The sequence below is a fragment of the Paenibacillus sp. M2 genome, assembly GCF_046713495.1.
Classification (GTDB): Bacteria; Bacillota; Bacilli; order Paenibacillales; family Paenibacillaceae; genus Paenibacillus; species Paenibacillus amylolyticus_B.
On the sequence record NZ_CP169648.1, the window covers coordinates 272824 to 289550 of the forward strand.

At 49.0% G+C, this 16727-nt stretch carries 15 protein-coding genes; 12 read left to right on the forward strand and 3 right to left on the reverse strand.

The features are described 5' to 3' along the window. The first annotated feature begins 72 nt into the window (after positions 1–72). Genes ACETMN_RS01280 through ACETMN_RS01300 form a run of 5 tightly spaced genes read left to right on the forward strand, consistent with a single transcriptional unit; the run spans position 73 to position 9561 of the window. The gene (locus ACETMN_RS01280; RefSeq protein ID WP_411735660.1) at positions 73–2292 is read left to right on the forward strand and encodes a helix-turn-helix domain-containing protein; all 2220 of its coding nucleotides are present in this window, start codon (positions 73–75) and stop codon (positions 2290–2292) included. Positions 2293–2342: 50 nt separating this feature from the next. Next, positions 2343–4655, forward strand: a complete 2313-nt coding sequence (locus ACETMN_RS01285; RefSeq protein WP_411735661.1) for a glycoside hydrolase family 3 N-terminal domain-containing protein — start codon at positions 2343–2345, stop codon at positions 4653–4655. Next, positions 4652–7783, forward strand: a complete 3132-nt coding sequence (locus ACETMN_RS01290; RefSeq protein WP_411735662.1) for an alpha-mannosidase — start codon at positions 4652–4654, stop codon at positions 7781–7783. Before ACETMN_RS01285 ends, ACETMN_RS01290 begins: the two co-directional genes overlap by 4 nt. Before the next feature lie 17 nt (positions 7784–7800). Next, on the forward strand, positions 7801–8676 hold the full coding sequence (locus tag ACETMN_RS01295) for a sugar phosphate isomerase/epimerase family protein (protein WP_411735663.1): 876 nt from the start codon (positions 7801–7803) through the stop codon (positions 8674–8676). Between the two features lie 12 nt (positions 8677–8688). Beyond that, positions 8689–9561 carry a sugar phosphate isomerase/epimerase family protein gene (locus ACETMN_RS01300; protein ID WP_091012111.1) on the forward strand — a complete coding sequence of 291 codons (873 nt, stop codon included), beginning with the start codon at positions 8689–8691 and terminating at the stop codon, positions 9559–9561. 48 nt (positions 9562–9609) lie between these two features. Here ACETMN_RS01300 and ACETMN_RS01305 read toward each other — a convergent pair whose 3' ends face one another. After that, positions 9610–10371, reverse strand: coding sequence for a MerR family transcriptional regulator (locus ACETMN_RS01305; protein ID WP_192136182.1), 762 nt, complete (start codon positions 10369–10371; stop codon positions 9610–9612). A 16-nt stretch (positions 10372–10387) separates the two neighbouring features. After that, on the reverse strand, positions 10388–11263 hold the full coding sequence (locus ACETMN_RS01310) for a type II CAAX prenyl endopeptidase Rce1 family protein (protein ID WP_411735664.1): 876 nt from the start codon (positions 11261–11263) through the stop codon (positions 10388–10390). Positions 11264–11440: 177 nt separating this feature from the next. Between ACETMN_RS01310 and ACETMN_RS01315 the strand changes: the two genes are divergently transcribed. The 3 genes from ACETMN_RS01315 to ACETMN_RS01325 all read left to right on the forward strand — a co-directional run bounded on the left by ACETMN_RS01315 (position 11441) and on the right by ACETMN_RS01325 (position 12903). Beyond that, the gene (locus tag ACETMN_RS01315) at positions 11441–11668 is read left to right on the forward strand and encodes a hypothetical protein (protein ID WP_017691180.1); all 228 of its coding nucleotides are present in this window, start codon (positions 11441–11443) and stop codon (positions 11666–11668) included. Positions 11669–11747: 79 nt separating this feature from the next. Then, positions 11748–12308 carry a hypothetical protein gene (locus ACETMN_RS01320; RefSeq protein ID WP_411735665.1) on the forward strand — a complete coding sequence of 187 codons (561 nt, stop codon included), beginning with the start codon at positions 11748–11750 and terminating at the stop codon, positions 12306–12308. 166 nt (positions 12309–12474) lie between these two features. Next, positions 12475–12903 carry a VOC family protein gene (locus ACETMN_RS01325; protein WP_411735666.1) on the forward strand — a complete coding sequence of 143 codons (429 nt, stop codon included), beginning with the start codon at positions 12475–12477 and terminating at the stop codon, positions 12901–12903. 100 nt (positions 12904–13003) lie between these two features. On the opposite strand, the gene ACETMN_RS01330 is transcribed toward ACETMN_RS01325, so the two are convergent. Continuing rightward, positions 13004–13858: a hypothetical protein gene (locus ACETMN_RS01330; RefSeq protein ID WP_411735667.1), complete on the reverse strand. Its 855-nt coding sequence runs from the start codon at positions 13856–13858 to the stop codon at positions 13004–13006. A 222-nt stretch (positions 13859–14080) separates the two neighbouring features. Between ACETMN_RS01330 and ytxJ the strand changes: the two genes are divergently transcribed. The 4 genes from ytxJ (at position 14081) to kdpA (ending at position 16716) form a co-directional block, all read left to right on the forward strand. Then, entirely contained in the window at positions 14081–14620 is a 540-nt protein-coding gene (gene ytxJ / locus ACETMN_RS01335; RefSeq protein ID WP_411735668.1) for a bacillithiol system redox-active protein YtxJ, read from the forward strand. A 77-nt stretch (positions 14621–14697) separates the two neighbouring features. Beyond that, positions 14698–14880 carry a hypothetical protein gene (locus tag ACETMN_RS01340; protein ID WP_076329646.1) on the forward strand — a complete coding sequence of 61 codons (183 nt, stop codon included), beginning with the start codon at positions 14698–14700 and terminating at the stop codon, positions 14878–14880. A 20-nt stretch (positions 14881–14900) separates the two neighbouring features. After that, positions 14901–14978, forward strand: a complete 78-nt coding sequence (locus tag ACETMN_RS01345; protein ID WP_223199957.1) for a potassium-transporting ATPase subunit F — start codon at positions 14901–14903, stop codon at positions 14976–14978. Between the two features lie 58 nt (positions 14979–15036). Then, positions 15037–16716, forward strand: a complete 1680-nt coding sequence (kdpA, locus tag ACETMN_RS01350; RefSeq protein WP_411735669.1) for a potassium-transporting ATPase subunit KdpA — start codon at positions 15037–15039, stop codon at positions 16714–16716. Positions 16717–16727: the final 11 nt, after the last annotated feature.

Below are 16727 nucleotides of genomic sequence, written 5' to 3' on the forward strand. Positions count from 1 at the left end.
TGGAAAATTAGCGATCAGCACAGATGTTTGTCGTCATTCAGCATGAACAGTAATGGTGGGGGGATCTCGGAGATGAACAACAATTGGTTTAGACGTTTGCTGTTATCGTATCTGCCTGTTTTTTTTATTGTGACGACCATTCTATTCTTTATTTTCTTTCAAGTATTCAATGAACAGAACCGTAGAGAAGCGCTCAAGGCCAATGAATTTCTGGCCTCACAGGTCACACAATATCTGGACAACTCTTTGCGCTCCATTGACTTCAAGGTACTGCGTGAGATTTTGACCAACCCTAACTTGAAGAATTATTTCTCGGTATCTGGCAGCGATGATGTGTATGCCGGCATTCAGGCGGTCCAGGTAGTTGATGAATTGAAAATAGAGTATCCGCTGATCGATTCGATATATCTTGTTCGATATGGAGATGGCACGGTCTTCAGTAACGGGAAGGCTGTTCCCATTGAAGAGTTCCCGGATGCAGACTTTATTGCAGATAGCCGAACGAGGGATGAACAAAAGTGGGCAGGGGCACGAGCATTCCGGGCTTTCCCTTCACAAGCAACGGAGCAGGTAATTACAATTGTACGAAGTGTAGGGAACGGCAAGGGACTTGTAGTCACCAACGTGGACCTGAGTACCCTGAGGAAGTCCATCATGCAGATGTATGATCCGGAATTTACGTTTGTGAACATCTTCAACCGTTCAGGCGGCAATCTGTGGGATGGCAGCATACCAGAAGGGATCACAGCTTCCACAAAAACCACATCGGGAGAAGTCTTCTCTGAATTTACGTCGAGTTATAGCGGTTGGAAGGTGCAGACAGGTCTCAATAACGGCAAAATCGTCAAATGGGCTCTGCAATTTTATAATATCTGGTTTGCTTTTGCTGTAGTGGTTGTGTTGATTGGCGTGGTGTGGGTGATCTATGTGACCCGCAGAAACTACAAGCCGATTCAGCAGATTGTCACGTTAATTCAGACCGTCTCTTCGCAGAAGCAATCCGGACTGAACTATGGCAAAGAGAATGAATTCCGTTTCATCCATACAACGCTGGAACGCATGATTGACCAGACGAGACAATATCAGGAGGAGCATGAAGAGAATCTGATTTTGCAGAAAAGGATGTTCTTTCAGGAGTTGCTGGAAGGCACACGAGACTTTACGAGCACAGAGCTGACAGCAGAGATGAAGAAGTTCAAACTGCCTGAGATGGAGCATCGTTGGGCCGTCATGGTAATCGAAATGGATAGGTATGATGCATTTGTGACGGAGTATCATCATCAGGACCAATCCCTCCTGAAATTCGTGTTGTCCAGTATTCTGCAGGAGAGTGCACGCCATGAAGGAACGGAAGTATGGACTGAATGGATCTCCGATCAGCGTCTGTACGCCATCCTCTGGATGCCGGAAATGGAACAGGCCGAGGAGACTGAGCATCGATTACTCGCTGGTTATCTGGACAGAATCGATCAGTATCTGAACTTCACCGTCACCATTGGTGTTGGTCGGGTTGCTGTCGATATTCGGGGGTTGAGAGCTTCATTGAAAGAAGCTATGCACGCGCTGGAGTACAAGGCTGTATTGGGGATAAATCGTATCATTCCGTGTAGCGATGTGCCGAATTCGACCAATGATGTGTATGAGTTCCTGAAGACCATCTCACTGCTGGTACAGGCGATGCGTTTATCGGACGATATCTGGGAAAAGCATTTTGAAAGACTCTTTGAACAAATCAGTGAGTCCGTCCTGTCCCGTCAGGAGATTATGAATACGATCCAATTGTTATTTCAACATTACAATCGGGAGTTCGCCGAACTTCCACGGGAGTACCAGGATTCGTGGGCCGCTATATTCACCCCGCTTCTCCCAAGGCTTGAGGGCTGGGAGACGTTAGACGATTTGCGCGAGTTGTGCTGGGAAGGGTTCCGGGAACTGGCCCTGCAGATGAAGACGCTGCAATGTTCGCGTAAACACAGATCTCATATTCTCGAGATTCGAAAATACATTGAAGAGCATTACAATAATCCCGATCTGTCGCTGAACTACCTTAGTGATCTATTCGATATTAATCCGAAGTATCTGAGCAAGCTTTTCAAGGATGAGATTGGGGAGAAGTTTGTGGATCTGCTCATTAGTCATCGCATCGAAAAAGCCAAATTGCTCATGCAGGAGACGGATAAGGCCATTCAGGAGATCAGTGAAGAAGTGGGGTATACCAACTATAATTCCTTCAATCGGGCTTTCAAGAATGTGGTGGGTGTAGCGCCAAGTGACTACCGGAAAGCTATGTGACGCAAGTTCACGCGCCTAACTAATTCCGAACGCATAAGGAGAATGTGCATATGGACTATAAAGATGCTTCGCTTCCCATTCAGGAGCGGGTTCAGGATCTGATCGGACGGATGACAACGGCAGAGAAGATTGGACAACTCATCCAGCCGATGGGCTGGAAGACGTATGTCAAGGCAGCAGATGGCACAGTACAGGTCACGGAAGAGTTCGAAGCGGACATGAAACAGGGCGGTGTCGGTTCCCTGTATGGCGTACTTCGGGCCGATCCATGGACTGAAGTAACGCTGGAGACAGGTCTGACACCACGGCAAGGAGCCGTTGCCACAAATGTCATTCAGCAGTATGCCTTGGAGCATTCCCGGCTGGGCATTCCCATTTTGTTCGGAGAAGAATGTTCCCACGGGCATATGGCAATCGGGGCAACAGTTTTTCCGGTACCGTTAATGGTGGGCAGCACATGGAATATGGAGTTATACCGCAAGATGTGTGAAGCCATCGCTGTGGAGACCCGGAGTCAGGGGGGAGCGGCAACGTATTCCCCGGTGCTGGATGTAGTGCGTGACCCGAGATGGGGACGAACGGAGGAATGTTTTGCCGAAGATCCATACTTGATTGGTGAATTTGCAGTAGAAGCCATGAAGGGACTACAGGGTGACCGCCTCGATTCCAACCAGACAATTGTGGCGACACTTAAGCATTTTGCGGCTTATGGCAGCTCAGAGGGTGGACGTAATGCTGCTCCAGTTCATATGGGATTACGTGAATTGCATGAAATAGATCTGTTGCCGTTCAAAAAAGCAGTGGAAGCCGGGGCTTGCTCCGTGATGACCGCGTATAACGAGATTGATGGCGTACCTTGCACGTCAAGTACGTATCTGCTGAATGACCTTCTGCGTGAGCAGTGGGGTTTTGATGGGTTTGTGATTACTGATTTTGGCGCCATTCAGATGTTAGTCCATGGACATAACACCGCTGAGAACGGGGAGCAGGCCGTGGCACAGTCCCTTCAGGCAGGTGTGGACATGGAGATGTCTGGGTACATGTATCGCAAACATCTCGGTCAGGCGCTTGAGCAGGGATTGATCGAAGAGAAGGATCTGGACTTGGCTGTGCGGCGGGTGTTGGAGATGAAATTCAGACTCGGGTTATTCGAACAGCCTTTCGTTGATCCAGAGTTTGCAGAGCGGGTTATCGGATGTGAAGACCATACTCAGCTGGCGAGGGAAGTTGCACAAGAGGGGATTGTTTTACTGAAAAATGAAGGAAATATCCTTCCGCTTGCCAAAACAGGTACGAAGTTGGCTGTCATTGGTCCGAACGCGAACCATATCTATAACCAACTTGGGGACTATACCTCACCACAGCCGAGAGAACAGATCGTCACGGTACTGGATGGCATTACGCGCAAGCTTGGCGTGGATTCGGGTCAGGTGCTGTACGCACCTGGCTGCCGGATTAAAGGCGATTCCAGAGAAGGTTTTGCGCAAGCGCTCGCCTGTGCGGAACAGGCGGATGTCATCGTGATGGTGATGGGTGGTTCCAGCGCCCGCGATTTTGGTGAAGGCACGATCGACTTGCGGACAGGAGCGTCTGTGGTAACCGATGACCCATGGAATGATATGGAGTGCGGCGAAGGCATTGACCGGGCTTCCCTGAATCTCATGGGTGTTCAATTGGAGCTGGTGCAGGAGGTTCATAAGCTGGGGAAACCCGTTATCGTGGTGTATATTAACGGCCGCCCCATTGCTGAACCTTGGATTGATGAGCATGTCCATGCCATTGTGGAAGCGTGGTACCCCGGGCAGGAAGGTGGTAACGCCATCGCAGATATTCTGTTTGGCGATGTGAATCCATCTGGCCGCCTTACCGTCTCCATTCCCAAGCATGTTGGGCAACTTCCGGTCTACTATCATGCCAAGCGCACGCGTGGCAAGCGGTATCTGGAGATGGACCTTGCACCGCAGTATCCGTTCGGCTATGGACTGAGCTACACCGAATTCACATATGAGAATGTTAGGGTAGTACCGGAAGTGATGGGGACAGAAGATGAAGCACAGGTGATGGTTGAAGTCACGAATACTGGAGCGGTTGCGGGAAGTGAAGTTGTGCAATTGTACATCACGGATGTATCGGCTTCGGTCACTCGGGCTGAAATGTCACTGAAAGGTTTTCGTAAAATCCATCTGGAGCCAGGACAGACTCATACCGTTACATTCCCTGTGCAAAAAGAACACCTCGTACTGATCGACGCCCGTCTCCAGTCTGTCGTAGAACCGGGTGAATTCAGACTCATGGTTGGCCGCAATTCTGCTGACTGGACCGCTTGCAGTCTGCACATTCAGAAGTTGGGGGTGGAGGTATGATTCGGATTCAACGATTCATTGAGGATATGAACCGGTCGCAGTGGCTGGATACGATCGAGCTTCCAGAATGGCATATGCAGAAGGCCCGGTACATTCGGCCAGGGGAATACGAGTATGAGCAGGGATATGAACATAAAGATGAGTGTCCAGACAAGGCTATGCAGAGCTTGAATCCGCTGAACAGCGTACACGGAACGACGTATTTTCTGAGTAAACGTGTGGAGATTCCGGACAGTTGGCAGGATCAAGCCATTGGGTTGATTTTTGAGACTGGAGGAGAAGGGCTGCTGAAGGTGAATGGCTTGCCTTATCACGGACTGGATCGGAATCACGGATTCGTACCGCTTCCGAGAAGTCGAGTAGGGAATACGCCGCAGTTGGAGATTGAACTCTACGACCCGATCCCGGAGCCGCATGATCCACTCAATCGACAAGCTGTGATTCAGCCGCCTATTCAGGGCATCCGTACAGCATTGGTTCATATCAATCAGCCCTTGCAGAGCCTGATGTATAGCGTGACGGTACTCGCCGAGTCGCTCCGGGCATATAACGAGAAGGAGCCCAAGCGGATGGCACTTGTTCAGGCCATTCACCAGGTGATGGATGAGATGTACAATAATCCGGACCGCTGGACTGATGCAGCATGGATACAGAATTTTGAACATGGACTGGTACAGTCGGTACAGCAGGAAGACCCGGAGGAATATCGAAGTGGCTTCATGCATCTGGTTGGACAATCCCACATTGATATTGCCTGGCTGTGGCCTGTGCGAGAGACGGTTCGCAAGTCCAGTCGCACGTTCTCGACCATGTGTACCTTGATGGACACGTATCCGGATTTTGTGTATTCCCAGAGCCAGCCGCAGCTGTATGCCTTCGTGAAAGAGCATTACCCGGAGCTGTACGAGCGAATTAAAGCACGCATTGCTGAAGGCCGCTGGGAGTTGGTCGGAGGCATGTGGGTGGAGCCGGATCTGAACATTCCGAGTGGCGAGTCGTTGGTCCGGCAGATTCTGTATGGACAGAACTTCTACCAGGCGGAGTTTGGCAGACGCTCCAACATTGAGTGGCTGCCCGATACTTTTGGCTACTGTGCTTCCTTGCCGCAGATGCTGAAGCTTGCGAATATTCCTTATTTTATGACCACCAAGCTGAATTGGAATGACACCAACGCGTTTCCTTATGACCTCTTCGACTGGGTAGGCATTGATGGAACTTCAGTGCTTGCCTATCTGAATCATGGGGTGAATGAGCATACGCGGCCCAAAGATGTGGATGAACATTGGCAATCGTACAAACAGAAGGATGTGCATCCCGAGCAGATGATGCTCTACGGACATGGCGATGGTGGCGGCGGTGTGACGAATGAGATGGTGGAGTTTGCAGAGCGATCCCACTTGATGGTCGGGCAGCCAATCAGCAAATTCAGCACGGCAGGCGCTTTTTTTGAAGACATATCGTCCAATAATCCAACGTTGCCAAAGTGGCACGGGGACTTGTACCTGGAGTTACACCGGGGAACCTATACGACCCATGCGAGGAACAAACGTAGCAATCGAAAGGCAGAGGTATTGTACCGGGAAGCGGAGATTTGGGGGCAATTTGCCAAAGCTTGCGCTGTACACACGAAGAATGACCTGGATGAAGGCTGGAAGCTGATCATGCTCAACCAATTCCATGACATTATTCCGGGAACATCGATTCCTGAAGTATACGTAACGTCCACCGAGGAGTACACGAAGGTATTTACATTAGGTACATCCGCACTGCGAGAAACGCTGGATATCCTTGCGGAGAACATTGCAACCGATGAAGCTGATGGTCTTCCCTACATTATATTTAACAGCCTCGGCTGGGAACGTGGAGAAAACATCACCATCACAGGGGGTGCTCACCTCGCTGAGTTGGCTGCATTTGATCGTCAAGGAAACCGTCTGGCCTGTGATCTGGAGCAAAAGGAAGACAAGTATACGCTGCTCGTGCATGTTCCATCGATTCCTGCTTTTGGGTATACAACCATATGGCTGCGTGAGGCATCGGATGTTATCCTTCCAGTAAGGGAAGAAGAAACTTTCCCTTCCACATGGGAAACCGAATTTTACACGCTTGAGTTCAACGACTTGGGAGAGATCACCAAGTGGTATGACAAAACGGTAGGACGCGACTGGCTGAAGCCCGGTGATCGGGCGAATGAGTGGCAGTTTTTCCATGACAAACCGACGTACTGGGATGCCTGGGATATCGATCCACGGTTTGAATCGCAGCGGGCAGGTGTGGTGCAGTTGATCTCCAGAGAGGTTGTGCAGCGCGGAGCTACGCGAGATGTGCTGCGTTATGTGTGGAAGCTGAATCAATCGGAGATCAGCCAGGATATCATTTTGCATCACCACCAGCGGCGTGTTGATTTCCATACGAAAGTGAACTGGAATGAGAGTCATAAGCTGCTCAAGGTGGCATTTCCGGTGGATCTGGTGGCAGCCAAAGCAGCCTATGAAATCCCGTTTGGAGCGTTGGAGCGTCCAACCCATAACAACACCAGTTGGGAGCAGGCGCAGTTCGAGGTCTGCGGTCATCGCTGGGCGAATATCTCAGAGGGTAACAGTGGTGTGAGTTTGCTGAATGATTGCAAGTACGGATACGACATCAAGGATCGGACGATCCGCCTGTCCCTGCTTCGCGCCCCGAAATGGCCGGATGAACATGCCGATCAGGGAGAACATGAATTCACATATTCGTTCCTGCCACATCAGGGGGATTGGCGACAAGCTGCTGTCGTTCGCCGCGCAATGGAGCTTAATCATCCGGTGGAAGTTGTTGTAGCGAGCCCGTCTTCGGGTCACTTGCCATCTGAACATGCTTGGGTTCAGTTCCATAGTGAGCATGTCATTCTGGATGCAATCAAACCCGCAGAAGATGGATCGGGAACGGTGCTGCGTTTCTATGAGTCATCAGGAGGTAGAGAAACGGTACAGGTCGAATGGGTTAAAAGAGAAATTAAGGCGTCTGTCATTAATCTGCTGGAGGATGAGATCCATCCGTTGGCTTGTCCGAACGGCACATTCGAACTGACATTCAAACCGTATGAAATTAAGTCAGTGAAACTTGTTCCAGTGAATCCAAATACGTAATCTTCAGGAGGTATGACATGAAATTAACGAATAAGATCGGTGTCATCGTGGATAGCTTTGGCGTAGGTGTACGGGAAGGGCTGAACAAGGCCAAAGACGTAGGTGCAGAAGGTGTGCAGATATACGCCGTCAAGGGAGAGATGGACCCTGAAAATTTGTCACCTGCGGCGCGCAAGGAACTGAAGAGTTACATCGATTCGCTGGGTCTCGAAATTTCAGCACTGGTTGGTGACCTCGGCGGACATGGTTTTCAGGTCAAGGAAGATAATCCGTGGAAAGTGGAGAAATCGAAGCGGATCGTGGATCTGGCCCTCGATCTGGGTACCAACATCGTCACAACACATATCGGCATTGTTCCACATGACCCTTCATCAGAGGTTTATGCCACGCTGCATGCTTCTTGTGAGGAACTGGGCCAATACGCCAAAAGTGTTGGCGCATACTTTGCCATTGAGACAGGGCCGGAAACGGCAGCTGACTTAAAAGGATTCCTGGATACACTGTCGACCAACGGGGTATCGGTGAATTTTGACCCGGCAAATATGGTGATGGTGACTGGAGATGATCCGGCGCAGGGCGTTCGTCTGCTTAAGGATTACATCGTACATACCCATGTGAAAGATGGTGTGCGGTTGAAGGAAGTCGATCCACGAGACGTATACGGAGCGGTCGGTTATGCGCCTATGGATCACGAAAAAATTGCCGAGATGGTCTCGTCCGGAACGTTCTTTCGTGAGGTGCCACTGGGCGAGGGTGGCGTTGATTTTGACGGATACTTTGCAGCGCTTCAGGAGATTGGTTACACCGGTTATCTGACGATTGAGCGCGAGGTAGGCCATCAGCCGGAGCAGGACATTCGTAAGGCGGTTCGATTCATCCAACAATATCGATAGGGAGCTGAGCAGATGAAAGTGGGCCTGAGCACGTACAGTTTGTTGAACGATTTGAATTCCGGTGAGATGACGGTGCTGGATGTGATCGACTGGATTGCGGCGAACGGTGGAGAGCATATGGAGATGGTACCTTACGGTTATACCGTGGAGGATAATCACGATCTGGCGGATGCGATTCGGGAACGGGCAGCGTCTGCAGGTATTGAACTGTCCAACTATTCGATGCCAGCCAATTTCGTGCAGGAGACGGAAGAGGCGTTTGAAGAAGAGATGGCCCGGGTCAAAAGGCATGTGGATGTGGTACACCGGATGGGTGTGAAACATATGCGTCATGACGTCACGGCGTTTACCCTGCCAAAGGAGAAGATGACCATCGCCTGGTTCGAGGACCATCTGCCGCTGATGGTGCGGGGAAGCCAGATCATTGCGGACTATGCTGCGCAGTTTGGTATCACCACAACCATTGAGAATCACGGCTTCAGCGTGCAGGCGAGTGACCGGGTGCAGCGTGTGCTGCATGCTGTGGACCGTCCGAACTTCAAAACAACACTCGATATTGGCAACTTCATGTGTGTGGATGAGAATCCGATCATCGGTGTCATGAAAAATCTGCCGTACGCTTCTCTGGTCCACTTCAAAGATTTTTACTTCCGTCCTTATGATGAGCATCCGGGTGAGGGTGAGTGGTTCACGACAGCCTATGGCAACTTCCTGCGTGGGGCCATCGTTGGACAAGGGGACATTCCGATTCGTAAAATTGTTAAGTTGATCAAAGACTCCGGCTATGATGGCAACATTACGGTGGAGTTCGAGGGTATGGAGGAATGCAAATCCGCATCCAAAATCGCCATGGACAACCTGCGACGCTTCTGGGAAGAGGCGTAACGAAGCATAAAGAGGGAATGGATCAAGGGCCACTTTTCGAAGTGGCTCTTATTGTTGATCATCAGGATTCTGGACTGCCCATCGATCCAGGGTCATTTCGATGTAACGCATGGTTTCCGTTGTCATACCATATACACGAGCTGACTGATCATCCTCTGGGGTGATATAATCCCAATATTTTTCTGCCAATTCTGCATTCCCTTGAAAAGTCCTTTCAGCATAATCAGAGATTCGGATGGCCAGTAATCGTGAGGCTTCGGAATCCGGAGGTTCCATCTTGCATGTATGAATATCTTTAAGAATATCGGCCCATTCCATGGATAGTGAATTGTTCTGATTATTCAGAGGTAACGATTCCATTTCTTCAGGTGTAAAAACATCTTGACGGAACCTGCTCGGAGGCTGATCCAGTTCACGGATGAAACCCAACATCTCATCCAGACTGATTGTACCGGAGGCTCTGATGGCATATATGGTTGAAAAAAGAAGATGCTCGACCTTGCTTAATCTCTCCTGCTGTTCCTTGACGACGGCCAGTTGTTGTTCCAACGTATTATTCCATAAAGTGAGGGTACTCTCTGGTTCGGAGCGAGCAGCATCCTGATCGAGGAATTCTCCAATCTCATTCAATTTAAAATGCATGCTCTTCAGAATGGTAATCTGCTGAAGCCGTAAAATATCCTTTTCACCATATAAACGATACTGATTGATCTCGTTACGGGCCGGTCGCAGTAAACCCAGCTTCTCATAATAATGCAGTGTTCGGATGGATACTCCGGTATGTTTGGATAGTTGTCCAACGGTATACAACAGGCAGAGCCCTCCCTCATGATTTATGTATTCTCCACCAGCGCCATGCATTGAGCACCGCCAGAATGATTCCACCGACGAAGATTATCATCATATACAAAATAAATATTTCGGCCAACCCATTATCTTGCGCAGTATAACTTAACAATGCCGGTCTATCACCTGGCACAACAACGAATCGGGCTACTTCCAGGTAAGCGATATGAAATCCGATGGATGCCCATAAAGATCCGGTCAAACTGCGCAGAAGCTGTAACGTAACACCATAGGTCAAGAGCAGGATCATATAATCCAAGGTTATCCGGTTTCCGGCATCCATACCGACGATCTCTTGCAATAGGCTGACACTCATCGGAACCAGCAGAAAGAGTATGATTTGAGTTACATAAGCGAAAAACACAGGAAGTCGGAGTCTGAAGCGTAATCCATCATAGACCATGCCTCGCATGGATAGTTCCTCTGGCAAAGCTTCATACAAGAAAGCAATACAACTATTAAGTATGACAACAAGCAAGAACTCGGCTGAAAAGTGCCACTCCGTAATCGTAATCCAGTTGTTCATACTAGCTATCGCTAACCCAATGAAGGCCAGAGAAGTGGCAAATAATGCGCCAGAGAGCAAGTGAATTATGCTTTTTCCTGTCAGAGGAAGAAGAACGGACTTCATATGGAAGTGTCTTCGAATGACGAATAGTACGGGCAAGACGATACTAATCATGACAACAGCTTGGGTGAGATGAACCATCCATTCAGTAGCACCAATAGTGCTGACAAACTCCCCTGCGAGTGTAGCAAAAAACAGACCCAATGTCATCGTTAACCAACTCATTCCAATAATGGATATTCCACTGCTGCGTCGTTTCTTGGTTACATGTTCAGGCGACATACTCATGCTAATCCCCTCCTGAAGCCAGTATAAACCCTCGAGTTAGCGTCAGGGTCAAGCAGGAAATATGCCTATCAGAATATGGTTCTGCGCAAGGATTAAGTTACGAGCAGCACAAGTGTGGTATACTGGATATATTCAGCCTGATAATAACTGGCTATGGATAGGAGATGTCACTGATCTATGCAGGTATTCGAAGACTGGAATCAGAAAGTAAAGAGGACGTTTAATGCTACGAACCCCGAGGTAGTGTTGACGGTATCGGAAGCTGGAAGTTTGCTTGGTTTGACCAAAGACCAGATGAAACTGTACGTGGACAAGAACAAACTAACGAAGGTCCCGATCATGAGAAGTGTTCACCGATACCTCTTATTGAAAAGTGAAATAGATAACATCGTTCAAGCTCGATAACTTCATAGGATTGAACACAACCATTTTACCGACAGGATTCGGGAGAGTGGTCTTTTTTTTATCGGAAAGGGGACGGAACGTGCTGAATAAAGTGTCAAATTGGTTCTATCAGCGGGTGAATTGGAAATGGGTTGCAGCTGCAGTTGTTGTATTTGCTTGTTTTATTGTATTGATTCTGCCCTGGCAGGCGGCAAAGTCGGAGGAGGCCACAGGTGGTGGGCAGTCCCCGGATTCCTCTTTTTTGTACACTGCGGATGATCTTTATCAGATGGCTGAGCAGTATGGAGAAGCAGGGCGGAGCGCCTATATCTATGCACGGTTCACATTTGACCTCATATGGCCGTTGGCCTATCTGTTGTTATTGGTCGTTCTGTTATCAGTACTCTATCGCGTGCTTCCGGTGAAGAGTCGCTGGCGCCGGGTGAATCTGATTCCAGTCTTAGGTTGGGCTATGGATATGCTTGAAAATATAGGTGCGTCTCTGATCATGTATCGTTATCCCGAACGTACGCCTGTGCTTGCTGAACTCACTCCGGTATTTACCTTGTTGAAATGGTGTCTGATCTATGCCAGTTTTGCAGCACTGGTTCCGGGTGTTCTGATCAGTATTCTTTACTATATACGCAGGCGCAAGAAGTAATGGAGAGACGGATGGATTAAAAATATATTGGTAACCCTAATGGTGTAACGATCCAAAGAGTAAGTGAGGAAATATACGCTTGTCAAAGGACAACCTGTTCATATATACTCATGTCGCAAGTGGCGTGAATCGTATAATTACATGAGCCCAAGGAGATGAAGAATGCATGTCGATCAGCTTGAATGTGTATCTGATAACAGACGGTAATGGACGTGAAGCGGTAGATTTTTATCAAAAGGCATTTGGAGCGGAAGTGCTCGCACTTCAAACATTTGGTGACGGTCCATCTGACCCGAATCATCCCATCCCGCCAGAAGCAAAAGACCGTATTATGCATGCTTCTTTGCAGATTGGCAGCTCGGTATTAATGTTATCCGACACATTTCCAGGCATGCCGTACACCATAGGTAATCATGTTAGTATTACTGTGAACACGGATACTGTGGATGAAGCCAAAACTATTTTTAGCCAACTGGAAGATGGCGGCGTAGTGGAAATGGCGATACAAGAGACGTTCTGGAGTCCAGCCTACGGCACGGTTGTTGACAAATTCGGCGTACATTTTCAGATCAGTGCTAAACCGGGACAAGCTTAAGAGCGTACTCTTCGCTAATATAGCCTACAAACGGCAAAACCTCCGCGATCTGCTTTGAGCAGTTCTGGAGGTTTTTTGTTTTTCCCTATACGGCGTGGGATTACCCTTCCTTCTGAATTTTGGAGGGGTTGTTGATTTTATAAGGAACCGGGTTACGTGTCAGCTTCTTCTTGATGATTTTGGCTTCAAACGTGATAACGTCGCCCACTTCCAGTTCCTGTTTTTTAACGGTGGCACTGTGACTTGACCAGGCTTCCCCAACATCAATGACGTCTGGCTCCGTGATGGTAACTGCTTCATAGATGATGACTTCATCGTCATTGTCAGAGAAGTGATTCGGCACAGTGGTGAATTCTTTGACAACGGCGCTCATCTTCACTTTGCCTTCTGGCAGATCAATCTTAATGCTCTTGGCTTTGCTCGCTGTTTTGGCTTTAGGTTTGGCTTCACTGGCTGCCCCAGACTGAGGTCCAACATACGCTTCTACTAGTCCATCCGGATCACCCTTCAGCCCAGAGGAGAATTCATCTGTGTCCGTGTCGTCCGAATCATCCAGATCCGCCGGAATTTCATCCGGATTAACCAGGGCATCTGGAGTTGACGTAACATCAGCAGAGACTGGTGCGACTGTATCCGAAGTTGTCGATTCTGTGCTTCGATCTGACCCGGCATTACTTATGCTTCTGGCGCTGTAACTGGACGCTTGCATTTCCTTCAGATACGACGGGTGAATGCAATGTTTTTGTCCATTATCCAGTTGAATTACGGCTGCCATGTGATCGACATATCCAATGATGGTGCACGGCATATTTAATCCGTTTCCTTTATAATAGAACGTTTTGAGTTTGGTCGCTTTACCGGAAAGCAGGCCCCACTCCTGACATTTCTCAATCAGCTCATCTTCGTTATCCAGCGCAATAAAATCCTGTGGTTCAATCATAAATGCGTATGTCATATGGAATCTCCGCCCTTCCAATCCATTCTTCATGTTCATCGTTTCCAAATTACAACCAGTGTATCACAAATGAGCATTTTGCATAAATCGAAACGCTGAAGTCTGTACTCGGAGATGAAGATTATCAACGCCTGCTCACAGAGGCCTATGCTATAATTTGATCAGAATGTAAGGTGAGAAGTTATAGCCCTGATATACATATTTCAGGAAGGGAAGATCTGCATGAAGAAAAAAGTAAATCATCAAGCCGTATGGCTTGCCATAGGAACGGCTATGGGAGTCAGCATTGGTACGGCTACACAGCAGCTTGGACTCGGGATTGCTTTTGGCTTGGCACTTGGCATTGTGATTGGTTCGGTGGTTAGCAAACGTGCAGGGTCAGACTCGGAACATATGCTCAGCGAACATGTCCGTGAATTGCATAAACCAGATGACTGGGAAGACGCGCTGCATCGCTCGCAGGATCATCCGGTGCTTATCCTGAAACACAGCACAACTTGTCCGACCAGTGCGAGAGCGTACAGAGAGTTTATGGCGTTTGTAGGCACCAATGCATCAGATTCCAAACAACCTATGGACTACCGCATCGTCAAAGTGATTGAAAATCGCTCGTTGTCCCGCCATATTGCGGAAGAGACAGAGGTTCACCATGAGTCACCCCAGGTACTTCTGCTCGATCAGGGACAAGTCGTCAAACATACCTCACATGGCAAAATTACAAAAAAGAGACTATTGCAGTGGGCACAGAATCCATTTGGATAAATGGTAAACCTTATAAACCCGTTCTTTTCAGCCCATAGCTGAGAAGTGCGGGTCTTTTTTACGTTTTTTTTACACCTGTGGAGGCATTTCTTTACCCCTTTTTTACAGCGTTTCGTATTACGATTTTACATGTAGCAGGTGCAGAGAACGGTAGAGAGAGGGAGGAAGGGCGCATGGTGAATGATGCCACGATGATTGGATTGGTTGTGCTGCTGTTTGCGGTGTTTTGGGGATTTGTGAAATTCTGCGAAAAGGCTTGAGGGTAGAGAGGGGGAGCGGAATGATTGCCATCAGCATAATTGTACTCGCACTGGTGATTTATCTCGGTTATGTGCTGGTGAAGCCAGAGAAATTCTGATGCTGACACTGTACGTAATGCGGAACAAGGGAACGTCGAATAGGGAGGAAATGCGGATATGGGTATCGGTGTAGTGCAAGTAGCGGTAACGCTGCTGATCATCCTGCTGTTGGTGAAACCGGTGGGAAAATATATAGTGAACGTGTTCGATGGACAGCGAACGGGGCTGGATCGGGTTTTTGGCGGACCGGAGCGACTGCTCTATCGCGTGATGGGGGTACGGGAGAATGAGTCCATGGGGTGGAAAAAGTACCTCACGGCCGTTCTCCTCTCCAACTTCGTAATGTTGATATTGATGTTTCTGGTGCTGCGACTGCAAAAATATTTACCGCTCAACCCGGATGGGATTGACAATATGCCAGCGGCGCAGGCATTTAATACGGCTGTTTCGTTCATGACCAATACGAACTGGCAGTCTTATACGGGCGAGAACGCCCTGTCGTACCTGTCACAGATGCTGGCAGTGACATTCCCGATGTTTACGTCGGCAGCGACAGGGTTCGCGGTAGCCATTGCGTTCATTCGCGGGCTGATAGGCCGCCGGGATGAACTGGGGAACTTTTACGTCGACCTTGTACGGTCGATTACGAGGATTTTTTTACCGCTGAGCTTCATCGTGGCCTTGTTCCTCGTGTTCCAGGGTGTACCTCAGACGCTCGCGGGAGCGGTGAACGCAACGACGCTCGAAGGCGCGCAGCAGACCATTACACGTGGATTGGTCGCCTCACTGGAGTCGATCAAACATATTGGCACCAACGGTGGTGGCTGGTTTGGAACCAATGCTGCACATCCATTCGAGAATCCAACAGCCCTGAGCAATCTGGTGCATATCGTCTGCATGATGCTGCTGCCAACTGCGTTAGTCTACGCCTTCGGCTTGATGGTCAATAACCGGAAGCAAGGTTGGGCCTTGTTCGCAGCGATGAGTTTTCTTTTCCTTGTGATGTTGACCACCGTATTTGTCTCCGAATATCGCGGTGTACCTGCGCTGGATGCAGCAGGTCTGCAGGGCAATATGGAAGGCAAAGAGGTCAGGTTCGGCATACCCGAGTCTGCTTTATTCACAGCAGTCACGACGGCAGCCACAACAGGTTCAGTCAACAATATGCACGAGTCGCTCACTCCACTTGGAGGCATGGTATCGCTGGCCCAGATGATGCTCAACAACGTGTTTGGCGGCAAAGGGGTAGGGCTGATCAACGGACTGTTGTATGTGATTCTGGCTGTGTTTATCTGTGGATTGATGGTGGGACGAACACCTGAGTTCCTGGGCAAAAAAATCGAGGGCAAAGAAGTGAAGCTCGCATCCATCGCCTTGCTCATTCATCCTTTGATTATTCTTGCGCCAACGGCACTCGCACTTATGCGGCCTGAAGCAGTTGCGTCCATCTCGAACGGGGGCATGCATGGCCTGACCGAAGTTCTCTATGCTTTTGCCTCGGGTGCAGCCAATAATGGATCGGCCTTTGCCGGACTGAATGCCAATACAGACTTTTACAACATCGCGATTGGTATCGTTATGCTGCTCGGAAGGTACGTTTCCATGATCGCCATGCTCGCTATCGCGGGTTCACTTGCTGTGAAACGGGTTGTACCTGTAACCACAGGTACATTGCGGACACACACACCTCTCTTTGCTGGCATTCTGGTCATGATGATTGTTGTTGTCGGCGCACTCACATTCTTCCCTTCACTTGCCCTTGGACCGATCGCAGAACACTTGGCAATGATTCAATGAGGGATACGACA

Coding starts and splice junctions, on each gene's coding strand:
- kdpA (WP_411735669.1), top strand. CDS start 15,037: ATGGGTATCGGTGTAGTGCAAGTAGCGGTAACGCTGCTGATCATCCTG.
- ACETMN_RS01315 (WP_017691180.1), top strand. CDS start 11,441: ATGCAGGTATTCGAAGACTGGAATCAGAAAGTAAAGAGGACGTTTAAT.
- ACETMN_RS01280 (WP_411735660.1), top strand. CDS start 73: ATGAACAACAATTGGTTTAGACGTTTGCTGTTATCGTATCTGCCTGTT.
- ytxJ (WP_411735668.1), top strand. CDS start 14,081: ATGAAGAAAAAAGTAAATCATCAAGCCGTATGGCTTGCCATAGGAACG.
- ACETMN_RS01345 (WP_223199957.1), top strand. CDS start 14,901: ATGATTGCCATCAGCATAATTGTACTCGCACTGGTGATTTATCTCGGT.
- ACETMN_RS01285 (WP_411735661.1), top strand. CDS start 2,343: ATGGACTATAAAGATGCTTCGCTTCCCATTCAGGAGCGGGTTCAGGAT.
- ACETMN_RS01290 (WP_411735662.1), top strand. CDS start 4,652: ATGATTCGGATTCAACGATTCATTGAGGATATGAACCGGTCGCAGTGG.
- ACETMN_RS01295 (WP_411735663.1), top strand. CDS start 7,801: ATGAAATTAACGAATAAGATCGGTGTCATCGTGGATAGCTTTGGCGTA.
- ACETMN_RS01325 (WP_411735666.1), top strand. CDS start 12,475: ATGTCGATCAGCTTGAATGTGTATCTGATAACAGACGGTAATGGACGT.
- ACETMN_RS01310 (WP_411735664.1), bottom strand. CDS start 11,263: ATGAGTATGTCGCCTGAACATGTAACCAAGAAACGACGCAGCAGTGGA.
- ACETMN_RS01330 (WP_411735667.1), bottom strand. CDS start 13,858: ATGACATACGCATTTATGATTGAACCACAGGATTTTATTGCGCTGGAT.
- ACETMN_RS01300 (WP_091012111.1), top strand. CDS start 8,689: ATGAAAGTGGGCCTGAGCACGTACAGTTTGTTGAACGATTTGAATTCC.